At 33.7% G+C, this 25,894-nt stretch carries 25 protein-coding genes; 15 read left to right on the forward strand and 10 right to left on the reverse strand.

Translation table 11 applies throughout. From position 1 onward, the window contains the following. Positions 1-195: 195 nt before the first annotated feature. The 11 genes from J3U27_RS01985 (at position 196) to gltP (ending at position 12,388) form a co-directional block, all read left to right on the forward strand. Complete coding sequence (locus J3U27_RS01985; RefSeq protein WP_267376715.1) at positions 196-756, forward strand: YgjV family protein; 561 nt, start codon at positions 196-198, stop codon at positions 754-756. Positions 757-854: 98 nt separating this feature from the next. Next, positions 855-1,427, forward strand: a complete 573-nt coding sequence (gene rppH / locus J3U27_RS01990; RefSeq protein ID WP_065735008.1) for an RNA pyrophosphohydrolase — start codon at positions 855-857, stop codon at positions 1,425-1,427. Beyond that, a complete protein-coding gene (gene lgt, locus J3U27_RS01995; protein WP_065735009.1) occupies positions 1,424-2,293 on the forward strand; it encodes a prolipoprotein diacylglyceryl transferase in 870 nt (289 codons plus the stop codon). The genes rppH and lgt overlap by 4 nt, the downstream gene beginning before the upstream one ends. Further along, positions 2,290-3,084: a thymidylate synthase gene (gene thyA, locus J3U27_RS02000; RefSeq protein ID WP_267337718.1), complete on the forward strand. Its 795-nt coding sequence runs from the start codon at positions 2,290-2,292 to the stop codon at positions 3,082-3,084. Before lgt ends, thyA begins: the two co-directional genes overlap by 4 nt. 239 nt (positions 3,085-3,323) lie before the next feature. Then, positions 3,324-4,268 carry an LpxL/LpxP family Kdo(2)-lipid IV(A) lauroyl/palmitoleoyl acyltransferase gene (gene lpxL / locus J3U27_RS02005; RefSeq protein ID WP_267337717.1) on the forward strand — a complete coding sequence of 315 codons (945 nt, stop codon included), beginning with the start codon at positions 3,324-3,326 and terminating at the stop codon, positions 4,266-4,268. 38 nt (positions 4,269-4,306) lie between these two features. After that, positions 4,307-5,389, forward strand: coding sequence for a 23S rRNA (cytidine(2498)-2'-O)-methyltransferase RlmM (gene rlmM, locus J3U27_RS02010; protein WP_065735012.1), 1,083 nt, complete (start codon positions 4,307-4,309; stop codon positions 5,387-5,389). 20 nt (positions 5,390-5,409) lie between these two features. Beyond that, positions 5,410-7,263 carry a penicillin-binding protein activator gene (locus J3U27_RS02015; RefSeq protein WP_267376717.1) on the forward strand — a complete coding sequence of 618 codons (1,854 nt, stop codon included), beginning with the start codon at positions 5,410-5,412 and terminating at the stop codon, positions 7,261-7,263. Continuing rightward, positions 7,226-7,600 (forward strand): YraN family protein, encoded by a 375-nt coding sequence (locus J3U27_RS02020; protein ID WP_065735146.1) that lies wholly within the window; start codon positions 7,226-7,228, stop codon positions 7,598-7,600. The genes J3U27_RS02015 and J3U27_RS02020 overlap by 38 nt, the downstream gene beginning before the upstream one ends. 16 nt (positions 7,601-7,616) lie before the next feature. Next, complete coding sequence (locus J3U27_RS02025; RefSeq protein WP_065561979.1) at positions 7,617-8,195, forward strand: SIS domain-containing protein; 579 nt, start codon at positions 7,617-7,619, stop codon at positions 8,193-8,195. A 97-nt stretch (positions 8,196-8,292) separates the two neighbouring features. Further along, positions 8,293-10,986, forward strand: a complete 2,694-nt coding sequence (gene gyrA / locus J3U27_RS02030) for a DNA topoisomerase (ATP-hydrolyzing) subunit A (protein WP_065561980.1) — start codon at positions 8,293-8,295, stop codon at positions 10,984-10,986. Positions 10,987-11,077: 91 nt separating this feature from the next. Beyond that, positions 11,078-12,388 carry a glutamate/aspartate:proton symporter GltP gene (gene gltP, locus J3U27_RS02035; RefSeq protein ID WP_176713972.1) on the forward strand — a complete coding sequence of 437 codons (1,311 nt, stop codon included), beginning with the start codon at positions 11,078-11,080 and terminating at the stop codon, positions 12,386-12,388. Positions 12,389-12,475: 87 nt separating this feature from the next. Here gltP and J3U27_RS02040 read toward each other — a convergent pair whose 3' ends face one another. The 7 genes from J3U27_RS02040 to rpmB all read right to left on the reverse strand — a co-directional run bounded on the left by J3U27_RS02040 (position 12,476) and on the right by rpmB (position 17,521). After that, complete coding sequence (locus J3U27_RS02040) at positions 12,476-12,889, reverse strand: VOC family protein (protein WP_065735016.1); 414 nt, start codon at positions 12,887-12,889, stop codon at positions 12,476-12,478. 1 nt (position 12,890) lies between these two features. Then, positions 12,891-14,192, reverse strand: coding sequence for an L-fucose:H+ symporter permease (gene fucP, locus J3U27_RS02045; protein ID WP_267376722.1), 1,302 nt, complete (start codon positions 14,190-14,192; stop codon positions 12,891-12,893). 39 nt (positions 14,193-14,231) lie between these two features. Further along, on the reverse strand, positions 14,232-15,155 hold the full coding sequence (locus J3U27_RS02050) for a ribokinase (protein WP_065735017.1): 924 nt from the start codon (positions 15,153-15,155) through the stop codon (positions 14,232-14,234). Between the two features lie 15 nt (positions 15,156-15,170). Continuing rightward, on the reverse strand, positions 15,171-15,854 hold the full coding sequence (gene alsE / locus J3U27_RS02055) for a D-allulose 6-phosphate 3-epimerase (protein WP_065735018.1): 684 nt from the start codon (positions 15,852-15,854) through the stop codon (positions 15,171-15,173). Positions 15,855-15,911: 57 nt separating this feature from the next. After that, positions 15,912-16,700, reverse strand: coding sequence for a DeoR/GlpR family DNA-binding transcription regulator (locus J3U27_RS02060; protein ID WP_065735019.1), 789 nt, complete (start codon positions 16,698-16,700; stop codon positions 15,912-15,914). Between the two features lie 401 nt (positions 16,701-17,101). Further along, positions 17,102-17,269 carry a 50S ribosomal protein L33 gene (gene rpmG / locus J3U27_RS02065; RefSeq protein ID WP_034884348.1) on the reverse strand — a complete coding sequence of 56 codons (168 nt, stop codon included), beginning with the start codon at positions 17,267-17,269 and terminating at the stop codon, positions 17,102-17,104. A 15-nt stretch (positions 17,270-17,284) separates the two neighbouring features. Further along, positions 17,285-17,521, reverse strand: coding sequence for a 50S ribosomal protein L28 (gene rpmB, locus J3U27_RS02070; protein WP_025314527.1), 237 nt, complete (start codon positions 17,519-17,521; stop codon positions 17,285-17,287). 382 nt (positions 17,522-17,903) lie between these two features. Between rpmB and aroE the strand changes: the two genes are divergently transcribed. The 4 genes from aroE to argA all read left to right on the forward strand — a co-directional run bounded on the left by aroE (position 17,904) and on the right by argA (position 21,433). Then, the gene (gene aroE / locus J3U27_RS02075; RefSeq protein WP_065735020.1) at positions 17,904-18,734 is read left to right on the forward strand and encodes a shikimate dehydrogenase; all 831 of its coding nucleotides are present in this window, start codon (positions 17,904-17,906) and stop codon (positions 18,732-18,734) included. A gap of 133 nt (positions 18,735-18,867) precedes the next feature. Then, complete coding sequence (locus tag J3U27_RS02080; protein WP_065561983.1) at positions 18,868-19,221, forward strand: DUF1870 family protein; 354 nt, start codon at positions 18,868-18,870, stop codon at positions 19,219-19,221. A 201-nt stretch (positions 19,222-19,422) separates the two neighbouring features. Further along, positions 19,423-19,938, forward strand: coding sequence for a shikimate kinase AroL (aroL, locus tag J3U27_RS02085; protein ID WP_065561984.1), 516 nt, complete (start codon positions 19,423-19,425; stop codon positions 19,936-19,938). Between the two features lie 166 nt (positions 19,939-20,104). Continuing rightward, a complete protein-coding gene (gene argA, locus J3U27_RS02090) occupies positions 20,105-21,433 on the forward strand; it encodes an amino-acid N-acetyltransferase (RefSeq protein WP_065735021.1) in 1,329 nt (442 codons plus the stop codon). A 41-nt stretch (positions 21,434-21,474) separates the two neighbouring features. Here argA and J3U27_RS02095 read toward each other — a convergent pair whose 3' ends face one another. From J3U27_RS02095 to J3U27_RS02105, 3 genes are all read right to left on the reverse strand, one after another. Further along, entirely contained in the window at positions 21,475-22,728 is a 1,254-nt protein-coding gene (locus J3U27_RS02095) for a PTS ascorbate transporter subunit IIC (protein ID WP_267332357.1), read from the reverse strand. Positions 22,729-23,346: 618 nt separating this feature from the next. Then, entirely contained in the window at positions 23,347-24,759 is a 1,413-nt protein-coding gene (locus J3U27_RS02100) for a glycoside hydrolase family 28 protein (protein ID WP_267330938.1), read from the reverse strand. A 157-nt stretch (positions 24,760-24,916) separates the two neighbouring features. Then, on the reverse strand, positions 24,917-25,888 hold the full coding sequence (locus tag J3U27_RS02105; RefSeq protein ID WP_065561987.1) for a sugar-binding transcriptional regulator: 972 nt from the start codon (positions 25,886-25,888) through the stop codon (positions 24,917-24,919). Between the last annotated feature and the right edge of the window lie 6 nt (positions 25,889-25,894).

Here is a 25,894-nt window from a genome sequence, read left to right on the forward strand (position 1 = left end):
TGCCGAACTCAGAAGTGAAACGCCGTAGTGCCGATGGTAGTGTGGGTATTACCCATGTGAGAGTAGGGTGCCGCCAGACTTTTAAATTAGAGCGAAAGCCCAGCAGCAATGCTGGGCTTTTTTGCATTCTAAAATTAGTAAAAGTATATTCATGAATCATTTATTATTCAGATCCATTTGTCTAAGGAGTAAACAGTGGATAATTTAAACTTTTTATATCAATTTTTTGGTTCAGATTTTATTGAAAAATATACAACAGTTCCTCAACTAATTGGTATATTAGGTTATCTTGTCGGTGTTAGTGCCTTTTTGCAACGTAATGATAATGCATTCCGATGGCAATTAACGATTGTTAACGTTATTATGACGCTGCATTTTTATTTATTAGGTCCTGAATCCTATCCTGCTGCTATACTCAATATTGTAAATATTTTTAGGAATGTGACTTCTACTTATACTAAGAATTTTTTAGCAATGTTTTTCTTTATTGCATTGATGTGGATATTTTATTTTTTTACAACTCCAGATTGGAAGCAATTCATTAATTATTTCTCGGTTATTGGAACGACATTAGTAACCATTGCGCTATTCCGATTTGAACAACAAAAGATGCGATTACTTATATTATTGAGTAGTGCTTTATGGATCATTTATAGTTTATGGATAGGCTCTTTAGGAAGCCTAGCGATAGAGATTACATTTGCGCTAATTAATATTATTACTATTATTAAATTATCCCAAAAATCTCGCACATAATATTAGATTTAGACGATTAATATCATTTTCCTATTTATTTATTAGTGTATGTATGAAACAATTCAGCTATATAAAAAAATAAATTTTTGAGGTAGTCAGTGATCGATAATGATGGCTACCGTCCAAATGTAGGAATCGTTATTTGTAACAGGTATGGTCAAGTACTTTGGGCTCGACGTTATGGGCAAAACTCTTGGCAATTTCCTCAGGGCGGAATAAAACTAAACGAAACACCTGAACAAGCAATGTTTCGTGAACTTAATGAAGAAGTAGGATTACAACCCAAAGATGTAAGAATTTTGTCGGTTACCAATGGCTGGCTAAGGTATAAACTACCTAAACGAATGATTCGTTGGGATAATCAGCCTGTATGCATCGGCCAAAAGCAGAAGTGGTTTTTATTAGAATTAATTTCTGATACATCGGTAATAAACTTAAATATTTCACCAACGCCAGAATTTGATGATTGGAAGTGGGTAAGTTATTGGTATCCTATAAGGCAGGTTATTGCTTTTAAGCGTGATGTATATCGTAAGGCGATGAAAGAGTTTTCTTTGCCTGTTTTTACTATACAATCTGACATAGAAGATCCTATAACAAATCTTTCTAAGAAAAAACGATTTAACTTCTTTACTCATAAACGAAAAAATAAACAGCGTGTTAAAAAATGAATCAATTTTTACAATTCCCCAATTTTGATCCAATTGCTTTTTCAATCGGACCTATTTCCTTACATTGGTACGGTGCAATGTATTTATTTGGCATACTTGGCGCCTTATATTTAGCTAAGCGACGAGCTAACAAACCAAATAGTAATTGGACATCGCAACAAGTTGAAAATTTACTATTCTGGGGATTTTTAGGTCTCTTCATTGGTGGACGATTAGGCTATATATTATTTTATAACTTTGATGCTTTTATTGATGAGCCTGCAATCTTATTTCGAGTTTGGGAAGGCGGCATGTCTTTCCATGGTGGATTGATTGGTGCAATTTGCGTAATTGCTATATTTGCTAAAAAGAACCAAAAAACATTTATGCAAGTAGCCGATTTTGTTGCACCGTTAGTTCCGATCGGTTTGATGTTTGGTCGTTTTGGTAATTTTATTAACGGTGAACTTTGGGGACGTGTAACTAACTCATCAATTGGTATGTTATTTCCGACTTCGACTCATGCCGATTTTATGTTTGTACAATCACATCCCGAATGGTTTTCTTTATATAGCCAATTAAATGGTGTTTTACCAAGACACCCATCACAACTTTATGAAATGGTATTTGAAGGTATAGTCTTATTTATTATCTTGAACCTTTTTATCCGTAAACCACGTCCAACAGGTGCTGTGTCAGGGCTATTTTTGGTTTGCTATGGAATATTCAGATTCATCATAGAGTTCTTCAGACAACCAGATGAACAGTTAGGATTATTTTTGAATTTTATTAGTATGGGGCAAATTCTCTGTCTACCAATGATTATCGGTGGAATTTTGATCCTTTTATATGCATATAGATTTAACAATAAGGTTATCTCAAAATGAAACAATATTTAGCATTAATGCAAAAAATTTTAGATGAGGGAACACCTAAATCAGATCGAACAGGGACAGGTACATTATCGATCTTTGGTCATCAAATGCGATTTAATTTGCAAGATGGCTTTCCGTTGGTAACAACAAAAAAATGTCATTTACGTTCAATTATCTATGAATTGCTTTGGTTTCTTAAAGGTGATACCAATATTAATTATTTAAAAGATAATAAAGTAACGATATGGGATGAATGGGCGGATGAAAATGGTGATCTTGGCCCAGTTTATGGTAAACAATGGCGTGCTTGGGGAGCCGCCGATGGTCGTCAGATAGATCAAATCTCTCAAGTAATTGAACAAATTAAACATGATCCTGATTCAAGACGAATGATCGTTTCTGCATGGAATGTTGGCGAACTTGATCATATGGCATTAGCGCCATGTCATGCTTTTTTTCAGTTTTATGTTGCTCAAGGTAAACTTTCGTGTCAACTTTATCAGCGTTCATGTGATGTATTTTTAGGATTACCATTTAACATTGCCAGTTATTCGTTAATCGTTCATATGATAGCTCAACAGTGTGATTTAGAAGTCGGTGATTTTGTTTGGACTGGTGGAGACACACATCTTTATTCTAATCATATGGAACAGACCCATTTACAATTAAGTCGTGAACCGAAACCATTGCCTAAACTGGTTATTAAACGTAAGCCACCTACAATTTTTGATTATGAGTTTGAAGATTTCGAAATTGTTGGCTATGACCCTTATCCTGCAATTAAAGCGCCAGTAGCTATTTAAAATTAAAAAAAGTTGAGGAGCAGCCTTTTTGAGCATGTTTCAATTTAAAAATTACTAAAAATTATAGAATAGGGATTAATCAATTTAATCCCTAACATCTTTTTTAAAACATTATCTTTACAAAAAAATCTATTAATAAAATGATGTTCCATCATGCTTAATTATTTTATTTTTCTGCCGCTTGATTCAAGATTGGTATATAATAATTCACTTTGTTTAAATTGTTATTTAATCTTAATATGAGTCAAGAAATTCATCCTACTTTTACAAAACGGTTATTACATCCTCGTTACTGGTTAACGTGGTTTGGTATTAGTGTTTTATATCTAATCGTATTGTTGCCATATCCAATAATTTATCAAATAGGAAAAGGCTTAGGATTGCTTTCAATGAAGTTAATCGGTAAGCGTAAAGAAACCGCAAAACAGAACTTGAAACTATGTTTTCCTGAAAAAACCGATCAAGAACGCGATAACATATTAAGAGATAATTTTATTTCAACTGGACTTGCTATATTTGAAACGGGTATGGCTTGGTTTTGGTCAGATAAAAGACTTGCTAAACACTCTTCAATTGTAGGTGATTCGCATATCACTCGCATACAACAATCTGGACAAGGTGTTCTATTAATTGGGATTCATTTTTTAACGTTAGAGCTAGGTGCACGTATTTTAGGAATGAGTCATCCTGGTGTTGGTGTTTATCGACCAAACGATAATCCGGTTATGGATTATATTCAATTAAAAGGGCGTTTAAAATCAAACAAATATATGTTGGATCGCTATAATACTAAAGGCATGATTAGAGCACTAAAAAATGGTGAATTGTTATGGTATGCACCTGATCATGATTATGGCCCTAAAAATAGTGTATTTGCTCCACTTTTTGCTGTCGAAAAAGCCGCAACCACAATAGGGACTCGAATTTTAGTTAAATTAGGCCAACCAGCAATTATACCTTTCACCCCTAAACGTGAAACAAAAGGTCATTATACCGTTTATGTGACTCCTGAACTTAAGGGATATCCTATCGATGATGATGTTCAAGCGGCCACGTTTATGAATAAAGCAATTGAACAAGAAATTCTTAAAGCACCAGAACAATATATGTGGTTGCATCGACGATTTAAAACTCGTCCCAAAGGGGATGCACCTTTATATACTGATAAAGTTCAATCAGATTAATTTAACAAATTCGATTGTGAAAAACGATAAGATACGATATGCAAAAACTAAATAAAATAATTTTGTATTGCCGGCCTGGATTCGAAAAAGAATGTGCGGCAGAAATAACTGATAGGGCCGCACAAAAAGAGATATTTGGATTTGCGAAAGTTAAAGAAAATAGTGGTTATATAATATTTGAATGTTACCAAGATGGTGATGCTCAATTATTGATTAAAGAAATTTCATTTCGAACACTGATTTTTGCCAGACAAATGTTTGTTGCAGGTGATTTATTAGATAATTTACCAACAGAAGATCGTATCACTCCTATAATCGAGGCATTATCTGGTATTGTTGATAAAGCTGGTGATTTGCGTGTCGAAGTTGCTGATACGAATGAAGGTAAACAATTAGCAGGATTTTGTCGGAAATTTACAGTTCCTCTTCGACAAGCTTTACGAAATAAGCGCATCCTTTTAAAAGTTCAAAATCCGTCACGGCCAGTAATTCATCTATTATTCATTAACAATAATAGTTGTTATGTAGGATATTCCTTAAGTCAAAATAATTCGCCTTTTTATATGGGAATACCAAGATTAAAATTTCCTGCTGATGCCCCAAGCCGTTCCACGTTAAAACTAGAAGAAGCTTTTCATATTTTTATTCCTTATGAAGAGTGGGATGAACGACTAAAAGGTGGTTTAAATGCAGTTGATTTAGGTGCGTGTCCTGGAGGATGGACTTATCAATTAGTCAAAAGAAGCATGATGGTATATGCTATAGATAATGGTCCGATGAATGAAAAACTTATGGAGTCAGGGCAAGTTAAACATTATCGTGAAGATGGCTTCAAATTTATACCTAAAAAGCATAATATTTATTGGCTAGTGTGTGATATGGTTGAAAAACCAGCCAAAGTAACAGAATTAATTGCCAAGTGGCTTATTAATGGTTGGTGCCGAGAGACAATTTTTAATCTCAAGTTGCCAATGAAAAAACGTTATGAAGAAGTAAAACAAAATTTACAATTACTAATAAAAGAACTAAATAATAATCAAATCAATGTACAAATTCAGGCTAAGCAGCTTTATCACGATCGTGAGGAAGTTACTGTTCATGTGCAACGAATTTGGGGATGAAAATTTATAAGAGAATGGGTATGAAATTAAAACAATCCTTTTATGCTATTGTTATGTTAGCATTATTTTCGCTTTTAATTGGCTGTAATCTCAGCTTATCGAAAAGTGGTAAATATGATGAAACTAAAGATTCCAATTATTATTTGTCGCAAGCTGAATCAAGTTCAGGAAATGCCAAAATCGATTGGCAATTGTTAGCCGTGCGGGCTTTAATAAATGAGAATAAATTGTCTCAAGCAAACAAATTATTATCTGAGCTTCCTGCGAATCTTAATGCTGAACAACAAAAAGACCAATTGTTATCTCAAGGCGAAATAGCGGTCAGAAAAGGACAGCCATTTAGTATTAATCAACTATCTGCTGATAAATTAAATGATTCACAATCATATCGTTATTATTCAATAAAATTAGCTTTAGATCGCAAAGCTAGAAATATAAATGAACAAGCTCATGATTATTTATCTTTACAAAAATTTGCCCCTGAGAAACATCAAAAGCAGATATTAAATAATACTTGGAAATTCTTTAGCAAACTATCTGCAAGTCAAATAAGTCAAATTTCTGCTGCTGATAATGAAGTAATATTAAGGGGTTGGATTGATTTAAGTTATACATATAAAAGTAATAATAAAAAAGCATTAGCTCAGTCAGGTGATAGTACTGATGTTGTTGATGCAACAAATAGTAGTCAAAGTGCACAATTAAAACAAGCTATTGAAGATTGGTCATCAAGATATCCAAATCATCCAGCCCAAGAGATTGTTTCGGCGCTAGTAGGTGGCCAAAAGCTTTCTGTTGATAATGTAAATACGAAAACAGTTGCTTTATTATTACCTTTAAATGGCTCTTCTCGTATATTTGGTAATACAATTCGTCAAGGTTATGTTGATGCAGTTAAATTTTATCCACAAGAACCGCAACAAAATGTTGTTGTCTTAGATACCACATCATTGCCAATGGAAAGCTTAATTGAACAAGCTCAAGCACAAAATGTTGAATTAATTGTTGGTCCATTGTTGAAAGAAGAAGTCATTAAAATAAAACAGTTAGCACCGTCTATTCCTGTTTTAGCATTAAATAAAGTAGATGATGGTACTGTTTCCTCTAATAAGATGTGTTTCTTCGCATTATCTCCTGAAGATGAAGCAAAAGATGCGGCTGACCATATTTTTGCTCAAAATAAGCAAAAACCACTGTTAATTGTTCCACAAACTGATTTAGGTAGACGAGTTGCTAAAAGTTTTGCTAAACAATGGTCACAAATTGCTAATGGTTCTCAAGCTTATGTCCAATATGTCGGTAGTATCGGTACTTTGAGGGGCAATATGAATCATAACAGTGGAATAAGTTTAACTGGCCGACCAGTCTCTTTTGATGATGGTAATGCTACAACATCATCAAATTCCGCTGGTTTTGACGCGATTTATGTTTATGCCTCATATGACGAATTAACGTTAATAAAACCAATGCTTGATTTGGGAGCGGGCAAAACTATTGGTAATGGATCATCATCAGTTACGCTTTATTCTAGTTCTAAAAGCCATGTAGCAAGCGCTTCAAATGATTTTAATTATGATATGAATAAAACTGAGTATGCTGATATCCCATTGATTATCAATTCATCTGATAGAACGTCTTCCCTTATCCCTGGCAATATTCAAAAAGATTATTCTTTAACTCGATTATACGCTATGGGTATTGATGCATGGAGACTCGCTAATCGTTTCAATCAATTGGATTCTTATCAACCTAATTTTTTAGATGGTATGACCGGTAAATTGTCAACAAGTAATCAATGCGAAGTAACGCGATCACTTTCTTGGCAAGAATATGTTTATGAAGCATCTGATCAGTCCTCACAGCAAAGCGAATAGTAAAAAAATTGGTAAGTATTATGAACAATTAGCTTGCCAATTTTTAACCAAGCAAGGACTTGTATTATTGGAACAAAATAGCCTATACCAAATTGGTGAAATTGATTTAATTATGCGAGACAAAACCTGCTTGGTCTTTATTGAAGTTAGATATCGAAAAAATGCCCATTTTGGTGAAGCTGAAATGACAATATCGTTTAATAAACAATCTAAAATTAAACAAGCTGCACAACTTTGGATGTTAGAGAATAACTTTAATATTGAAGAAACAGAGTTTAGATTTGATGTTTTTGCCATAACGGGCAAAGATCAAAAATGGATAGTTAATGCGTTTTAATGGTTAGGTGAAAAACGTGCAAGATTTAATAAAAAATTATTTTACTGAAAGTATTCAAACTCAAATAGTGATGGCGGAATCACTAGGCTCTTCAATTGAAAAAGCAGCTAATATTATTGTTGGTGGATTACTTAATGGTAATAAAATTATGGGATGTGGTAATGGGGCTGCGGCAGCGAATGTACAAAGCTTTACTTCACGCTTAATTACAAGTCTTGACATTGAAAGGCCAAGTATTCCTGCTATTGCTTTAGTTTCGGATAATGTTTTGTTAAGTGCGATATCAAATCATGAAGAGATATATGCGCGGCAAATTCAAGCTTTAGGGCAACAAGGTGATATTTTGATTATATCCACTTGTGAAGGTAATAGTCGCTCAATTATTCGTGCCGTCCAAGAAGCTGTGATAAAAGATATGAAAATTGTTGCATTAACCGCATTTGATGGCGGTGAAGTAATCGGTTTGCTTGGTCAGAATGATATTGAAATCAGAATTCCATCTTACAAAAAGGTGATGGCCTACGAAATGCACACAATGATTTTGAACTGTTTATGCCAATTAATTGAAAATACTTTGTTTATTCATACAGAATAAGTTGAAATAAAAACAGTTTAGTTCTGCATTAATAGCTATTTTTGTGCTATAATTATAAGCTATTTTAAGATTTAAATTAATAAGAGAACATGGTGTTATGACCGAACTAGCCAAAGAAATAACTCCCGTCAATATTGAAGACGAATTAAAATCCTCTTATCTTGATTATGCAATGTCTGTTATCGTCGGGCGTGCTTTGCCTGATGTACGTGACGGACTAAAACCCGTCCACAGACGAGTTTTATTTGCTATGCATGAAGCTGGATACGACTGGAATAAACCTTACCGAAAATCTGCTCGTGTTGTCGGGGATGTAATCGGTAAATATCATCCACATGGTGATTCTGCTGTTTATGACACTATCGTTCGTATGGCACAACCATTCTCATTACGTTATATGCTTGTTGATGGTCAAGGTAACTTTGGTTCTGTTGACGGCGACTCTGCTGCTGCAATGCGTTATACCGAAATTCGTATGCAAAAATTTGCAGGGGCATTGTTGACAGATCTTGACAAAGAAACCGTAGACTTCTCACCAAACTATGATGGATCAGAAATGATCCCTGATGTCCTTCCAACTCGAATTCCTAATTTACTCATTAATGGTTCATCGGGTATTGCAGTTGGTATGGCAACTAATATTCCTCCTCATAATTTAGCTGAAGTGATTAATGGCTGCTTAGCATTCATTGAAGATGAAAATATCTCTGTCGATGGTTTAATGGAGTATATTAAAGGTCCAGATTTTCCTACCGCAGCATTAATTAATGGGCGTAAAGGTATTGAAAATGCCTATCGAACTGGTCGTGGTATCATTTATATTCGTTCTAAAGCAACGGTTGAAGTTGATGATCACACTGGTCGTGAAACGATTATTGTTAATGAAATTCCTTATCAAGTTAATAAGAAAAAATTAATCGAGAAGATTGCAGAGTTAGTCAAAGATAAAAAAATTGAAGGCATTTCAGCACTGCGTGATGAATCAGACAAAGATGGTATGCGTATTGTTATTGAGATTAAACGCGATGCCGTTGGTGAAGTTGTTCTAAATAATCTTTTTTCATTAACTCAACTACAAGTTTCTTTTGGTATTAATATGGTGGCTTTACATAAAGGCCAACCAAAACTATTAAATTTAAGAGAAATGATCGAAGCGTTTGTTCTTCACCGCCGTGAAGTGGTAACGCGTCGAACTATTTATGAACTTCGTAAAGCTCGTGAACGTGCGCATGTATTGGAAGGTTTAGCTATTGCATTAGCTAATATAGATCCTGTAATTGAATTAATCCGTGCCGCGGCTACGCCTTCGGAAGCTAAAGCTAAACTATTATCGCAAGCTTGGCAACTAGGTAATGTTGCTGCAATGCTTGAAAAAGCTGGTAATGATGCTGCTCGACCGGAAGATTTAGCGCCAGAGTTTGGTATTCGAGATGGCCATTATTATCTTTCAGAAGCTCAAGCTCAAGCTATCTTAGATCTTCGTTTACATCGATTAACCGGACTTGAACACGAAAAAATTCTTGATGAATATAAAGAGTTATTAATTCAAATTAGTGGTTTACTCCATATTCTTGCAAGCCCTGAAAGATTAATGGAAGTTATTCGTGAAGAGCTTGAAGCGGTTCGCGATCAATTCCAAGATGCAAGAAGAACAGAAATTACTGCAAGCAGCGCTGATATCAATATTGAAGATTTAATCGCTCAGGAAGATGTTGTAGTTACACTTTCTCATCAAGGTTATGTGAAATATCAACCGCTATCTGATTATGAAGCGCAACGTCGAGGTGGTAAAGGTAAATCGGCAACAAAAATTAAAGAAGAAGATTTTGTTGAGAAGTTATTAGTTGCGAATACTCACGATACTATACTTTGTTTCTCTAGCCGTGGCCGTTTATATTGGATGAAAGTGTATCAATTACCAGAAGCCAGCCGAGGTTCTCGAGGTCGTCCAATTATTAATTTATTACCGCTAGAAGCTGATGAACGCATTACAGCAATTCTACCTGTTCGTGAATTTGATGATGAACATTGTGTATTCATGGCAACAGCACAAGGTACGGTTAAGAAAACCTCTCTAATTGAATTTAGTCGTCCTCGAAGCGGTGGCATAATTGCTATTAACTTACGTGATGATGATGAACTTATTGGTGTTGATTTAACAAGTAATGAAACATCTGATATCGTTGATGATGAAGAACTAAACGATGATGTGGTTGTTGAAGAGACAGATAGTGATGATGAAGTCTCTCAAATTTCTAATACCGAAGACATTATGTTATTCTCTGCTAATGGTAAAGTGGTTCGATTCCCAGCGAATAAAGTTCGTTGCATGGGACGAACAGCGACAGGTGTTCGAGGTATTAAATTAGAAGGTGATGATAAAGTTGTATCACTAATTGTTCCTCGAGGAAATGGTGCAATCTTAACTGCAACTCAAAATGGTTATGGAAAACGTACTGAACAAGAATTATATCCAACTAAATCACGCGCTACAAAAGGGGTTATCTCTATTAAAGTGAGTGAACGAAACGGTGCAGTAGTTGGTGCAGTACAAGTTGAAGAAACTGACCAAATCATGCTTATTACTGATGCGGGTACCTTAGTACGTACTCGTGTATCTGAAGTAAGCATTGTTGGTCGAAACACTCAAGGGGTAACCTTAATTCGAACAGCCGAAAACGAAAAAGTGGTCGGATTACAACGAATTGCTGAAACGGAAGATGATGATGAATCGGAATTGTCCCAAGAGGCTTATGATAGTGATGATTCCGCTCAAGAATCCGAAGAATAATTTTTAATTATAAAAAAGGATTAGCCACACAGACTAATCCTTTTTTGTTTTCGAAAACCACGACAAGGAATAGAATTACATGTCTTTCTCTATAAAAAAAGTTGTAACTAATCTTGCTTGGCAAATTTTAATTGCCTTGGTCTTAGGTGTAGTGGCAGGTGCTTTTCTATATGAATTAGCTGATCCTAATCATGAATTACATTCATATTATCAATTTGCAATTGTTAATATTTTCCAACCAGCAGGTGATATCTTTATCCGCTTAATTAAGATGATTGTATTACCAATTATTCTTAGTACGTTAACGTTAGGTATAGCAGGCATTGGTGGTTCAAAACGTTTAGGAATGCTTGGTTTTAAAACTATTCTTTATTTTGAAATTATTACTACTATTGCTATTTTGTTAGGTCTTTTTTGGGGAAATTTCTTTGCACCTGGCGCGGGAATTGATTCTTCAACGTTAGCCTCAGCAGATATTAGTAAATATACTAAAGCAGCTGAAGAACTTAGCGGTAAACCTCACGGTTTAATTGTTATGATTTTAGACATGATTCCAGCTAATATCTTTAAAGCAATGTCTGATGGTGCAGTTTTACCTGTTATCTTCTTCTGTGTCTTTTTTGGCTTAGGCTTAATGTCGTTACCGGATAAACAGCGTGATCCATTTTTATTCTTGTTAAAAGTGGTATCAGATACAATGTTTAAAGTCACTAATATGATTATGCGTTACGCCCCTATTGGGGTATTTGCATTAATCACGGTAACTGTTGCCAAATATGGATTCGCTTCATTATTGCCATTACTGAAATTGATTTTAACTGTTTATTCAGCAATGATTATATTTACTTTGGTCATATTAGGTTTAGTTTGTAAATTATGCCGATTTAATATTTTTACCTTATTAAAAATATTGAAAGAAGAACTCGTCATTGCGTTTTCAACTGCAAGCTCTGAAACAGCTTTGCCTAAGATCATTGAAAAAATGGAAGCTTATGGTGCTCCAAAAGCAATTACGAGTTTTGTTATCCCTACTGGGTATTCATTTAATCTTGATGGTTCAACACTATATCAAAGTATAACTGTTATTTTTCTCGCGCAATTATTTGGTATGGATTTAAGCATTCTGGATCAAATTATCATTGTTATAACATTGATGATAGCATCAAAAGGGATAGCTGGTGTACCAGGTGCTTCAATTTTAGTGTTATCAGCTACACTTGGTAGTGTTGGTATTCCAATCGAGGGTATTGGTTATATTATGGGTGTTGAGCGTATTTTAGATATGGGTAGAACAGTAGTTAATGTTGTGGGTAATGCATTGGCTGCTATCGTTATAGCCCGCTGGGAACATGCTTTTGATGATAAAAAAGCAAGAGCATATGAGCAAGAATATTTAAAATAATTCTATTAATATCTAGTGCTATAATCATTATTCTAAAGTAAAAAACTATCTGTAAATGCAGATAGTTTTTTATTATTTAAACAGCGGTTATATATATTTTGTCATATCAAATTCAACCCTTTCACCATCTGGGCCACTAATAAGAAAAAAACTCACCTCACAGTGCTCTCTTTTCTCATAAATCGGCCCTTCATTGATTGGGTAACCAAGTTCTTTTATTTTATGAAGCATTTTATCAATGTCATTAACCTCTAGTGCAAAATGTTCAATACCATTGTGAGATTGGCTTAAATTGAAATGGTTAGTTGTATTAGGTAATTGATACAGCTCTAAAGTCAGCTTTGCTGAAGTTAAAAACTCTACGTGTACTTCACCATTTTCCACTTTCTTGGAAAATTTTTCTGTAACTACAAATCCTAACGTTTGATAGAAAGATGATGATTTATTGATATCACTAACTCTTAAACCTATGTGGGCAATACCTGTTATTAAATTATTCATATTAAATTCCTTTTCTCGAACAATAGAAACCATAAAATGCGACGTAGATAAAACAGCATAGAGGAGCGATAAATGCTATTTGCATATTTCCTTGATTTACATCAGAAATGATTCCCATAACTAGTGGAATAATTGCACCGCCTATAATAGACATAACGACAATTGATCCTGCTGTTTGAGTATCTTTACCCATTCCTTTAATTGTTAAACCAAAATTAGTTGGCCATCCTGGTGCCATACAAAAACTAATAGTAGTTAATGTTGCAATGGCAATAATACCAGAGCTAATTATTGCTATTGATAATAATATTACAGCTAGAATTGCGAATATGCTTAATAACTTAGCAGGACTTATTTTTTTCATTAAAAATGTAGAAACAATTTTCCCTAATGCATAAAAAAGTAGTGATATGAGCAACCAATACGTAGCATTATGCTCAGATGTGCCAGTTTCAACTTGTTGGACGAAACGTATAGTAAAACTCCAGACTCCAACTTGTGCACCAACATATAAAAATTGAGAAATAATACCCAAAGTAAATCGAGGAATAGCAAAAAGTCGTTTTAAAGAATGAATTAAATTTTCATTTCCTTGATTTTCAGTCGAACTCGCTTTACATGCAGGGAATTTGACAAAAATAAATATTAATGCGATTAAAACTAATATTGAACCAATTATTATATAAGGTGTAACTACTTGCCCAACCATTTGATGCCTTGCCGCATTCGCAGCTTCAGGTGTCATTTGCAATAATTCAGCATGGCTAGGATCATCTTTTCCAAACACTAATTTCTGGCCGATTAGTACACCTAATATGACACCAACTGAATTAAATATTTGTGAAAAATTAATCCGTTGTGTTGATGTTTCTATAGGCCCCAATAAACTTGAATAAGTATTACAAGATGATTCAAGAAATGACAAACCACATGCGATAATACCTAAGCAACCAAGAAATGCATAATAGGTCATGGATGAGGCCGCAGGAATAAATAAAAAGCAGCCTGTCGCATATAACATTAACCCAATAACAATCGCTAATTTGTAAGAGAATCTTTTAATTATAGCTGCTGCTGGTAAAGCGATAAAAAAGTATCCTAAAAAGAATACTGATTGAACTAAAGCGGTTTGTGTATCTGTAAGATCAAACCCTTTTTTAAACTGAGCAATTAAAATATCATTTAAATTAACAGCCATTCCCCATAGTGCAAATAAACAACAAACTAAAATAAATTTTGCCCATGGCGTTTTTGTTAAATAAGTACTACTATCTAAAATAGATGATTTATTTTTCATATTCATAATAAAACCTAATATTTAAAAATAATTAGTAATAATTGATTAATTACCACTAAATTTGTTCATTCGTTCAATTGCTTGTTGGTAAGTAGTCATACAAGCAGCTCCAATATATTCAACACTTACTGCTGCAAAAGCAGAACTAAATAACGCAGCTTGTTTAATATCTTGACCATTAGCAATTTGAGCGGCTAGAGCTCCGTTAAAAGCATCACCTGCACCAGTTGTATCAACAGGATTCGCAGGAAAACAAGGGATCCAAGTTTTACTACAATGATCTGAAAGCAGTGAACCTTTAGCTCCCATAGTGATGATGATTTGCTTAACGCCTTTTTGGTGGAGATAATCTGCTGCACGTTCAGCGCTTTCTTTGTCGGTGACCTTTTGTCCAGTGAGTAGGTAAATTTCTGTTTCATTTGGTGTTAGTAAATCAACTTTTGATAATAATTCATCACTAACGGGCTGAAAGGGTGCTGGATTTAAAATAGTAAATGCATTGCTTGCTATATCAATTACTTGGTTGATAGCTGAGAGATTATTCTCAAGTTGAACTAGTACAACATCTGCACATTTTATTGTTGGTTCACATTTTTTAATTTCTTCTTCAGTAACAATCATATTTGTTCCTGGATCGACAGAAATCATATTTTCAGCATTTTCCCCAGCAACATAAATTAATGCATTACCTGTAGCCCGTTCATTTGAGCTTAATATAGTTACTGCATTAAACCCTACTTCTTTGAGATGTCGACGAGCAAAATAACCAAAATCATCTTCTCCTATTTTTCCTATATAATGTACATTTGCTCCTGCTTTTAATGCTGCTGTTGCTTGATTCGCACCTTTTCCACCTGCAGAAATTTTACTTGATTTGGCAACTAATGATTCACCGGGCTCAGGAAAGCGATCTAAAAATGCTGTTATATCAAGATTAAAAGATCCGAAAACACAAACTTTTCCTTTCATTTAAATATCCTTTTACTATTTGATAGTTTGAATAGCGTTATTGATATCGGCCGTCATTTTTTTCCATGCCGCATCTAAAGATAGATTCTTCTTAAATAGCCCCGAGCTTCCCATGATCAGTATTTCTGCTCCACATGAGAGCAGTTGATGATAAGTATTGACATTACAAGAACCATCAACCTCAATTAGAAATTTAAAATTATTTTGGTGTTTTAAATCAGAAAGTTTTTTTATTTTTTGTAACATTTCTGGAATAAATGGTTGACCAGCATAACCGGGATCTACCGTCATTATGGTGATTTTATCGAGTAGATGAATGTATTGTGATATATACTCAATAGGGGTAGCTGGATTTATAACAACTCCTGCTTTTTTATCTAATTGATGAATATGATTAATGATTCTAAAAGCATTAGTATTTATTGTTTCTGCATGAGGACAAATGAAATCCGCACCTGCAGTTGCCATTTGATCAATAAAATCTGTAGGGTGCTCTACCATTAAATGGACATCGATTGGTATCGATGTGTGGGGTTTTATCTGTTCAATAAAAAAAGCTGAAAGCGTGATATTTTTAACAAAATGTCCATCCATGATATCAACATGCAAAAAGTCAGCATGTTGATTAAAAAATGTTAATTGTTCCTTTATATTAATTAAATCCATACACATTAGTGATGGGGAAATTTTATACTGCATAATTATTCTCCTTATTACTAGAACCTCATTTTTATCTAGTTAAGAAGAGATATTTATTTAAGCTAATACGACTTCGACACTGTGCCAATCCATTTCTTTTTGTAGTAGTTTATCGATTTTCTTATCGGTAATTAGTACATCAATATCGCCTAAATTACATATTTTGGCGAAGGCATTTTGATTAAATTTGGTTGAATCAGCTAATACGATGACTTTTCTTGCTGTTAAAATCATTTGTTTTTTCAAATGAGCATGATATTCATTGTTGTCACTTAAACCATTATCAAAATCCAATCCATCGCAAGAAATAAATAATGTATCTATAGTAAATTCTGCCAACATCTTTTCGGTTAATGTTCCAACCATATCTTCATTTTTGGCAAAATAAGCACCGCCTAAAACGAAAATTTGAATTTGACTTTTAGCTGCTAATGTTTGAATAACATTTATGGAATGAGTGATAACTGTCATATCCACATTTGGAAGTTGTCGAGCTAAAAACCAGCAAGATGAACTACTGTCTAAAGCAATACGATCTGCATTATTTACAAATTGTAGTGCTTTTCTAGCGATTCGGGTTTTTACATCAGTATTTACTAAAATCCGTTGGCGGAAGGAACGATTACTATTTAATATGGAAGGCACTATAGGTTCACTAGAGAGAGTTGAGGCTAGTACTGCTCCTCCATGGCTGCGACGAATTAAATCCTTTTCCTCTAAAGCTCTCAAATCTCTGCGTAGTGTTTCTTTAGATACGGAACATAGTTTAGCCATATCATTTACTGTCAAACTATTATGTTGACTTAATAATTGAATGATCATTTGTTGCCGTTCTAGTATTAACATAATATCTCCTTAACTGCCTTACCATTTTAGCTTTGTGAAATTTAACATTTTGTGGATGGAATCTGTTTTGTCATTTGTTTTGTTTCATTATCAATAAAATGTGATAAAGGACACATTTATCTTATTGAATAGTTCTATACTTGATTAAATTTATTCATATTATTACCTGAAACAAAACAAATCGGTCAAAATCGGTAAATAAGATAATGTTTGTTTTTGACTGAATTTGACCGAATCTTTTTTGGTAAACTAATGGTAGTCTATTATGAAATGTATTGCTTATTAATAGGGATTATTTTTGCTAAAAATGTGAGCGAAGTACTTTTTTATTTGTATGGAGATATGATTTCTTGTAGTAATAAAAAACCCAGCTTAGCTGGGTTTTTTATTTAAAAGTAAAATTACTTAATTTTAGCTTCTTTATAAACAACGTGCTGACGAACAACAGGATCGTATTTTTTGATCTCCATCTTTTCAGGCATTGTTCTTTTATTTTTGCTAGTGGTATAAAAATGACCGGTACCAGCAGAAGAAACTAATCTAATTTTCTCACGTACACCTTTAGCCATGATATGGTTTCCTTATTAGTACTTTTCACCACGGGCACGAAGTTCAGCTAAAACTGCATCAATACCCTTTTTATCGATAGTTCGCATACCTTTAGCAGATATACGTAATTTTACAAAACGTTTTTCACTCTCAACCCAAAAACGGTGAGTTTGAAGATTTGGTAGAAAACGACGTTTAGTAGCATTCATCGCATGAGAACGATTATTTCCCACTAAAGGACCTTTTCCTGTTACTTGGCATACTCGTGACATGTCAATAATTCTCCGAAATTTCTATGCTTAAGCCTTGGGCGTAATATGTTAATGGAATTAACCTCGTCAGGCTTTTAGTTTGCTGCAGTTCTATTTGAGAAGCAGTCTAACCTCTCACACTACACCCATAATAATGAGGTAGCGAAGTATACGCTTTTACAGGTAAATTCTCAAGCATTATCTTATCTAAGCTTAAAAATAAGTTTTTAATTGAAAAAGATTAATAATTCTAAATTCATTATTATGACGAAATAATTATCTCATAATTTAGATTGTTTTTGTTCAATATAAAACGATTTAATCTTATAATAACTGTGTTTTAATACTATGGATTTTAAATTTCATCTATTAGTCTGAATTTATTTACTTTCAAGGAGATAGTATGAGTCAGTTTACGCCATATAGCATCTATGGCATTATCGGTTATCCTTTGGGGCATAGTATGAGCCCACTTATTCATACTACATCTTTCCAAGATTATGGTATTCCTGCCGTACTTGTACCTTTTCCTACACCACCAGAGGAAATTGCGACACTTTTTAAATCAGTACGATTACTAAATATCCGTGGTTTGTGCGTTACGATCCCTCACAAACAAACTATTATTCCTTATTTAGATGAAGTCACTGATCATGTTAAAAAAGCGGGTGCAGCTAATTTAGTTTATTGGGATGGTGATAAGCTTTGTGGCGATAACACCGATATTATTGGTTTTATGCAACCACTAGCGCAAAAGAAATTACCAGCTGAATATAAAAAAGTGTTAATACTTGGGGCGGGCGGTGCAGCACGTGCGGCGGTTGTTGGATTACAAGATCTTGGATATAGTGATATAACAGTTACCGATATTGTCACTGATTTACCCGAAGCATTAGCTAAAGAATTTAATCTTAAAACGGTAGCTTGGGCAGATAGAGATAAAGTTGAAGCACAGATTATTGTCAACTCTACTCCATTAGGTATGCAAGGTAAATTTGAAGATCAAACTCCTTATGAACAAGCATGGTTTAAAGGTAAAGGCATAGCTTACGATATTGTGTACACACCATATAACACGAAGTTTAGACAAGAAGCTGAAAAAGCAGGATGGGAATCGATTTCTGGACGTGAGATGTTTATTGGTCAAGCAAATGCTCAATTTAAAATTTGGACAGGAAAAGAGCTTTCAGATAGAGCAAAACAAGCTGTGATTGATGCTTTATCAGGTAAATAAAAGCTTAAAATTAACCATCTCATTCAATTGGGATGGTGACTAAATATTTAATCTTCATCTTAAAAATTTATTAAATCGGCTAAGATTGTTAAAGTGATTAATAAATTTAAAATGTGATTAAAAGGGAGTATTTATGACTAATTTAGAGTTACAAGCATTTCGCCGTTTTCTGATGCTAAAAGTATCAGAGGCAAGTGAGTATATCGGTAAAACGGACGTAAAAACTTGGCATGATTGGGAAAACGGAGTTTTACCTGTTCCTGAAAATGTCGCAACTACAATGAAAGAATTAAAAAATCTTCGTAGTGAAAAAATAAAACTGATTATCAATAGTATTAATGATCGTGTTGGAAGTAATACCATTCGATATTTCATGACATACCAAGAGTTTAAAAAAGTGAATCCTGAATTAGATGTGATTCAATGGCGATTGCATCAATCGATTGCTACTGAACTTTATTTTAGAGGTTTAGAAAAGTTGTGTTGATTGTTATGCTCAACGCTAGATTATGTTTAAAGAATGCTAGGTAAATTGCATTAAATTATTTACACTTTTTTGGATATTATTATTCATTAAATCATATGGATAATAAAATCAAATTGTAAAAAAATATTGCAAAAATAAAAATGAATCACTAGCATACATAAATAACTTATTTTAAGATCTGTATATCAAGAAGGGCCCAAAATGAAAAAAATAATTTTTTTAGTTGGCGCAAGAGCTGCTGGCAAAACAACAATGGGTAAAATGTTAGCCAAAGAGTTATCATTTTCTTTTATCGATACAGATTGTCATTTACTTGAAACCACGCAAAAAACGGTTGCTGAGATTGTAGAAAAAGAAGGTTGGGAGGGTTTTCGTGCTAGAGAAAGCCAAGTCCTTATTGATACCGCTAAGCCAAATCGCGTTATTGCAACTGGTGGCGGTATGGTATTAGCTGAGAAAAATCGACAGTTTATGAAGCAAAATGGTGTCGTCATATTTCTATCTGCGCCTGCTGAAATATTAGCAGCTCGCTTGATGAAAGATCCTAATATTGCTCAACGACCATCATTAACGGGTTTATCAATTTCTGACGAAATGGAGAAAGTTCTTGCTGAACGTTTGCCTTTATATCATGATGCTGCTCATCATATTGTAGATGTTGATCAAGATGAAAATTTAATTCTAAATCAAATGATTGAAAAACTGAAAAATCATTAACTCTACTTCTTTCATTATCTTCCATTAACTATTCGCTAAGCTATTTTTATAAAATAGTTTTATCTATTTTATGTTCTTGAATTTTTCAAAAAAGACTTGCCATTGGATAAAAAATAAATAAAAATACAAAAAATTTGAATAAATATTCATTTTGGGTGGTGGTGCGATGAAAGAAAGAACAACTGAACTCGTTGATGGTTTAAGGCATTCAGTACCTTATATTAATGCACATCAAGGAAAAACATTCGTTATTTTATTAACTGGTGCAGTTTTAAAAAGTAATAATTATGCAAGTATCATTAGTGACATTGGTTTATTGCATAGCTTGGGTATTAAACTGGTCATTGTTAATGGTGCGCGTAACCAAATAGATGAATCACTGAAAAATCATAATATTAAACCTAAATACCATAAAAATACTCGGATCACTGATGGCCCAACTCTAGATGTAGTTAAACAGGTAACAGGGTTATTACAACTTAATATTACCGCCAGCTTATCAATGAGCTTAAATAATACACCTTTGCAAGGCGCACATATTAATGTGGTTAGTGGTAATTTTGTTATAGCACAACCATTAGGTGTTGATGATGGTGTTGATTATTGCCATACAGGTAAAATACGTCGAATTAATAACGAAGCAATAGATGAGCAATTAAATCGTGGTTCGATTGTACTATTAGGTCCTGTAGGTGTGTCAGTTACAGGTGAAAGTTTCAATTTATCGTCAGAAGATGTTGCAGCCGAAGTAGCTATTCGACTTAAAGCCGATAAACTAATCAGTTTTTGTGCAGAACAAGGTGTACTTGATGAACAAAATCATGTAATAACTGATCTGTTCCCAGTGGATGCTGATAATTATGTTAATCGCAAAGAAGAATGTGGTAAACACCTATCTAGTGAGGCTCGTTTTTTGCGTGCGGCATCCAAAGCATGTCGTAATGGCGTCCGTCGTAGCCATTTAGTTAGTTATCTAGTAGATGGCTCTATTTTGCAAGAATTGTTTTCTCGCGATGGTATTGGTACACAAGTTGCAATGGAACATTCAGAGCAAGTTCGCTTGGCAACAATCAATGATATAGGTGGGATATTGGAGCTGATTCGACCACTTGAAGAGCAGGGTATCTTAGTTAAACGTTCACGAGAACAATTAGAGATGGAAATTGACAAATTCACTATTATTGAACGTGATAATATGACAATTGGCTGTGCTGCGCTTTACCCTTATCCAGAAGAAAAAATGGGTGAAATGGCTTGTTTGGCTATTCATCCGCAATATAGAAACTCATCACGCGGTGATTTATTATTAGAAAAAATTTCAGAAAGTGCTAATAATTTAGGATTAGAAAAAATCTTTGTGCTTACCACTCGAAGCATTCATTGGTTTCGTGAAAAAGGTTTTAATCCAGCTGAAGTGGATGATCTACCGATTAAAAAGAAACAACTCTATAATTATCAAAGAAATTCAAAAATATTAATGTTTGATTTAATTTAAATTTATCGAGAAAAAGTCCGTTACAGCAACGGACTTTTTGATTAACTAAATAGCTTAACAATAAATTCAGTGATTAACGATAAGGATGTGAAATCAGGATCAGCAAAGGTTACACCTTCAACACCTAAAAATTTAAAGAGAGGTAATGCGAGGGCTGGCAACACACATAAAAGTAAACCATTAACGAAAGAGGCAATAACCGCTCCTCTTGCTCCACCTGTTGAGTTACCAAATATTGCTGCTGTTCCACCAGTGATGAAGCTTGCCATAATTCCGGGAATGATAATAGGTAAACCAATAAAGGGGAAAACAACCACACAAGCTATTTCAGTAAAGAAACTCACAATAAAACCAACTAATACACAATTTGGTGCTTTATCAAATAACACCATTGGATCGACCGCCGGCACACAACCAGGTGCGACAACTTGGGCAAATCCTTTAAAAGCTGGGATGATTTCTTCAGTAAAAATAGCGACCCCTTTTTTGGCAATATAGAGTCCTCCGGCAAAAATAGCTGATTGTTCCAACGCAAAAATAATAAACGTATTGTTTTTGAGTATCTCTTTCAAATACTCAGCGGATGAAAAAGCACCGGATAAGCATAGTAAAACAAACATGGTAATAAAAGTCGCAACATCTGATTGCCTTAAAAAGCTAAAACGATCATTTATTTTAATCTTTTCGATATCATTTTTTTTATTTCCTAGCCATTTACCTAAATAGGAACCTAATAAGTATGAAACTGTACCAGCATGGGCAATACAATAATCATTATTCCCTATTATTGTACGGCTAAATTTAGAGAGTAAAGTTGGAAATATCGCCATATAAAGGCCAATAATCATTGCGCCAGTTGCAACAATGATATAGCCATTATAGCCCATACCTTGTAAAACTGCGGTAAATGAAAATGCCATGAATAGCACTAAATGCAATGATAAATAAATCGATTTAAAGCGGGTAAATCTTGCTAATAGTAGATTAATTATCATCGCAAAAAAGAGGATAAAGGCGGCACTAGTACCAAGTGATTCCATCGTCAATGCGGTAATGGCTTCATTACTTGGTACGACCCCATGCATTCCAAATGCATGAGTAAACATGTTACTGAACATAATTAACACGCCACCTAAGATTTTTCCACCCGTTTTAATTAACACAAAACCAATAAATGAAAGTAGGGTGCCAGTAATAATTTTAGAAAGTTTTGCTCTCTGTAGTACCAATCCTATGAACGCAACTAATGCAATAATGATAGCAGGCTGACCAAATATATTTAGAAAAAGATCCATGTTTTTGCTCCAATTTTAATAACAAAACTAAAGATCATTATAATTAAAACAGCGTTCCAAATTGTGTTTTGGATCACAAATTAACAAATGAAATATGCAAATAATCAATTGGTAGCAAATTATTGATCTTGATTATGGAACATTAATTAAACTTTTTAGTTGATGATTTTCTGGGTTGATTGATGTTTATTTGTAAAAATAATTGAGGAGTCTATACCATTTCATTAAGTTTTGAGTTCTATATTGAATTACTCAATTTACATTGAACGGATAAAAATCATTTTAGAGGCGAGCTTTTAAAGTCAAAACAATTAATGAGAGATCACGTTGTGGTAAAAAGAAAAATTAAAAAACAGCATAATGAACAAAAGCGTGATATCTTGCTTGCGCTTAGTCGGTATTGATTTCACGGAAATTAATGATAGATAATGCACTTTTTAGCGAAGATCAATGAAATATTCTGTAGTTCTTCAAGTAAATTTAATAAGATTATTTATTGCGTTAATTTTGAGTCAGAAATATAAGCGTTACCTGTTTTGTTTGTCGGTTTGACAGTTTCAATTGGTAACGCTCTAGTTTGTGAATTTTTTATTAGCTCAAATCTGAGCCACCAAATTACTATTGATGAGTAATATGACTTCCTTTTTCTTTAATAATATCTGATCCTTTTTCTACATTAATTTTAGTGTGGCTAAACTCAACTGATGCGTTACGAATTTTAAAACCGTTTTCCGCTTCAATATTGATGTTTGAAAATCTAATATTATTGAATGGCTTTTCTGGTGTTCCAATAATAAAACCAGCGTAATTACTTTTACCTTTTACAGTAAGATTATTGAAGCTAATGTTATTGAAGTATGGGGTTTGTTTATGCTCTTTTGGTTGTTCAGTATCCGCAGGATAAATCTGATCGCCTAACATAAATCCACCAGCAAATTCACCTTCTTGTAACGCTTTAATTTTTGCATCTTTTGTTGTTGGGCCGCCTTTATAATAAGCTGACAAAACAATTGGCGTTTTTACATTGACCATTGTTGTATTGTTATACTCAATATCTTTAACTTCACCACCTTTGCCTCTTGGCGATTTGATTCGAATACCATACATCGCATCGGTAAAGGTATTATTTTCTGCCAGTAAATTGCTCACACCGCCATATGTTTCTGAACCAATAGATAATCCACGACCGAGCATAAAGTTATTATCTGCAATATAAAAATCATGGCTAAGGTTGTTTACAGTTGATTTAATGGCAACATGGTCATCACCCACACTTATTGTGTTTTTTGTAATACTGACTCTTCTACTATCCATTGGATCAATGGCATCCGTGTTTTGCCACCAAGCTGGAGCGGATATTGTTGTTTTATTAATTGTAATATCTTCCACATTTTTAAAAACAATATGAAAACTTGGCGAATTTTGTATTGTGACGCCTTCAACTAAAATATTGTTAGCGTTTTTAAATAAAAGTAGACGTGGGCGATTTGTTGGTCCCTTTTTTCCGGCTTGACGAGTCTCGGCGCGGTATTTTTCTAAAAGCGTTGAACCTTGCCCATCAATAATTCCTTCACCGGTGATAGCAATATTTTTTTCTTCTGCAATATTAATAAACCCAATCCATTGTTTTGTTAGTGGTAATGATTCATCTGATGATGACCATTTTTTTTGTTCTTCTGAAGGATGATATGCACTTTCCTCTGCTGAAGCTTGTACTACCGCCCCTTTTTCTAAATGAAATTCAATATTACTTTTTAAAAATAGCGGTTCAGATAGGTAATAACCCGCAGGAACAATAACTTTACCACCGCCATTTTGCGCACAATCATTAATAGCGGTTTGAAATGCTTTTGTATCATACCAAATACCTGTTGCTTCAGCGCCATAATCTCTAACATTACATTGTTTATTAGGAATATTAAGTTTGTCCAAAGTAACTGGAACAAATGGTGGTGAAGCTATCACAGCGAAACTAGCGGTAAGCGTGAGTAAACTAATAGATAATCCATTTTTTATAATTAAACGATACATGTTTTTTCCTTAATGAAGAATAAAAAAGATGAAGTATAAAAATGATTATCTAGGTTAATAGTCTAAGAATCTGTTAATAGAGTCACAAATTTAAAAAATAATTTATAAAAATTGAAATGGCGTTTTAATTTACGCAAGTGTCAGCTTTTTTATGAGATCAATTAACTAATTGATTTGCCATTTCATCACTAATGACTAATACATCAATATAATTTGCATTTAATGCAGCGATTAAACTGTTAAGTTTTTCAGCGTCGCCACTTGCACATATTTTTAGAGGGATTTTTTTTAAATTTTCTAACGTCACGCCAATAATTTGATCATGGAATGGCGTTTGTAATTCTTTACCATTTTTGTCATAAAATCGCGATAAAATGTCGCCGACAATTTTTCTGTTAGTAATTTTTTGAAAAAGTTCACCATAAAAACCATACCAAATTGAGCTTTTGGATATAGCTGGACAACCAATACTAAATAAAGCAACTGTGATCTTATTCCACCAATCATTGAGTTCTTTCATGTGTTGAGTTTTTTCAATTTCAGTTTTTAAATTAGCGGTATCAACGATAGCGGGGTAATCAATTAATATTGCTTTACTTTTAAGTTTATCGGAAAGTTTACAAGCTATATTATTTACGTGGTATTTTGTTTCAATCTTGCCAGAAGGGCCACCAATCATTGGTACGATGGTAACATTTTCAAATGTAGCATTATCATTTTTTAAACTATTCACAATATAATTGATCGAGCGTCCCCAGGACACACCAATCACATCATTATCGGTAATATTTTTGAGTAGGACACTTGCTGCCACATTACAAACAATCTGATTTTTACTTTCATTGTCTATATCAGTGTTGACGGGTACAACAATGACTTGTTTTAAATGATATTTATTACAAATTTTTTCTTCTAACGCTATATCAGGTAACAGATTATAATTAATCGAAATTGAAACAATGCCTAGCTCGCGTATTGTTTTTAACATTCGACTAATGCTTGAGCGATGTATGTTAACTATTTTTGCTATTTCGGACTGTGTTTTATTCTCTTCATAATACAATTGAGCAATCTTAATTAACATCTTATGCTGTTCAAACTCGTCGTTGCTAAAATTTTGATTAATCATAGTAGC

Origin of the sequence: Gilliamella sp. B2911 (assembly GCF_026536965.1) — a bacterium.
GTDB lineage: Bacteria > Pseudomonadota > Gammaproteobacteria > Enterobacterales > Orbaceae > Gilliamella > Gilliamella apicola_E.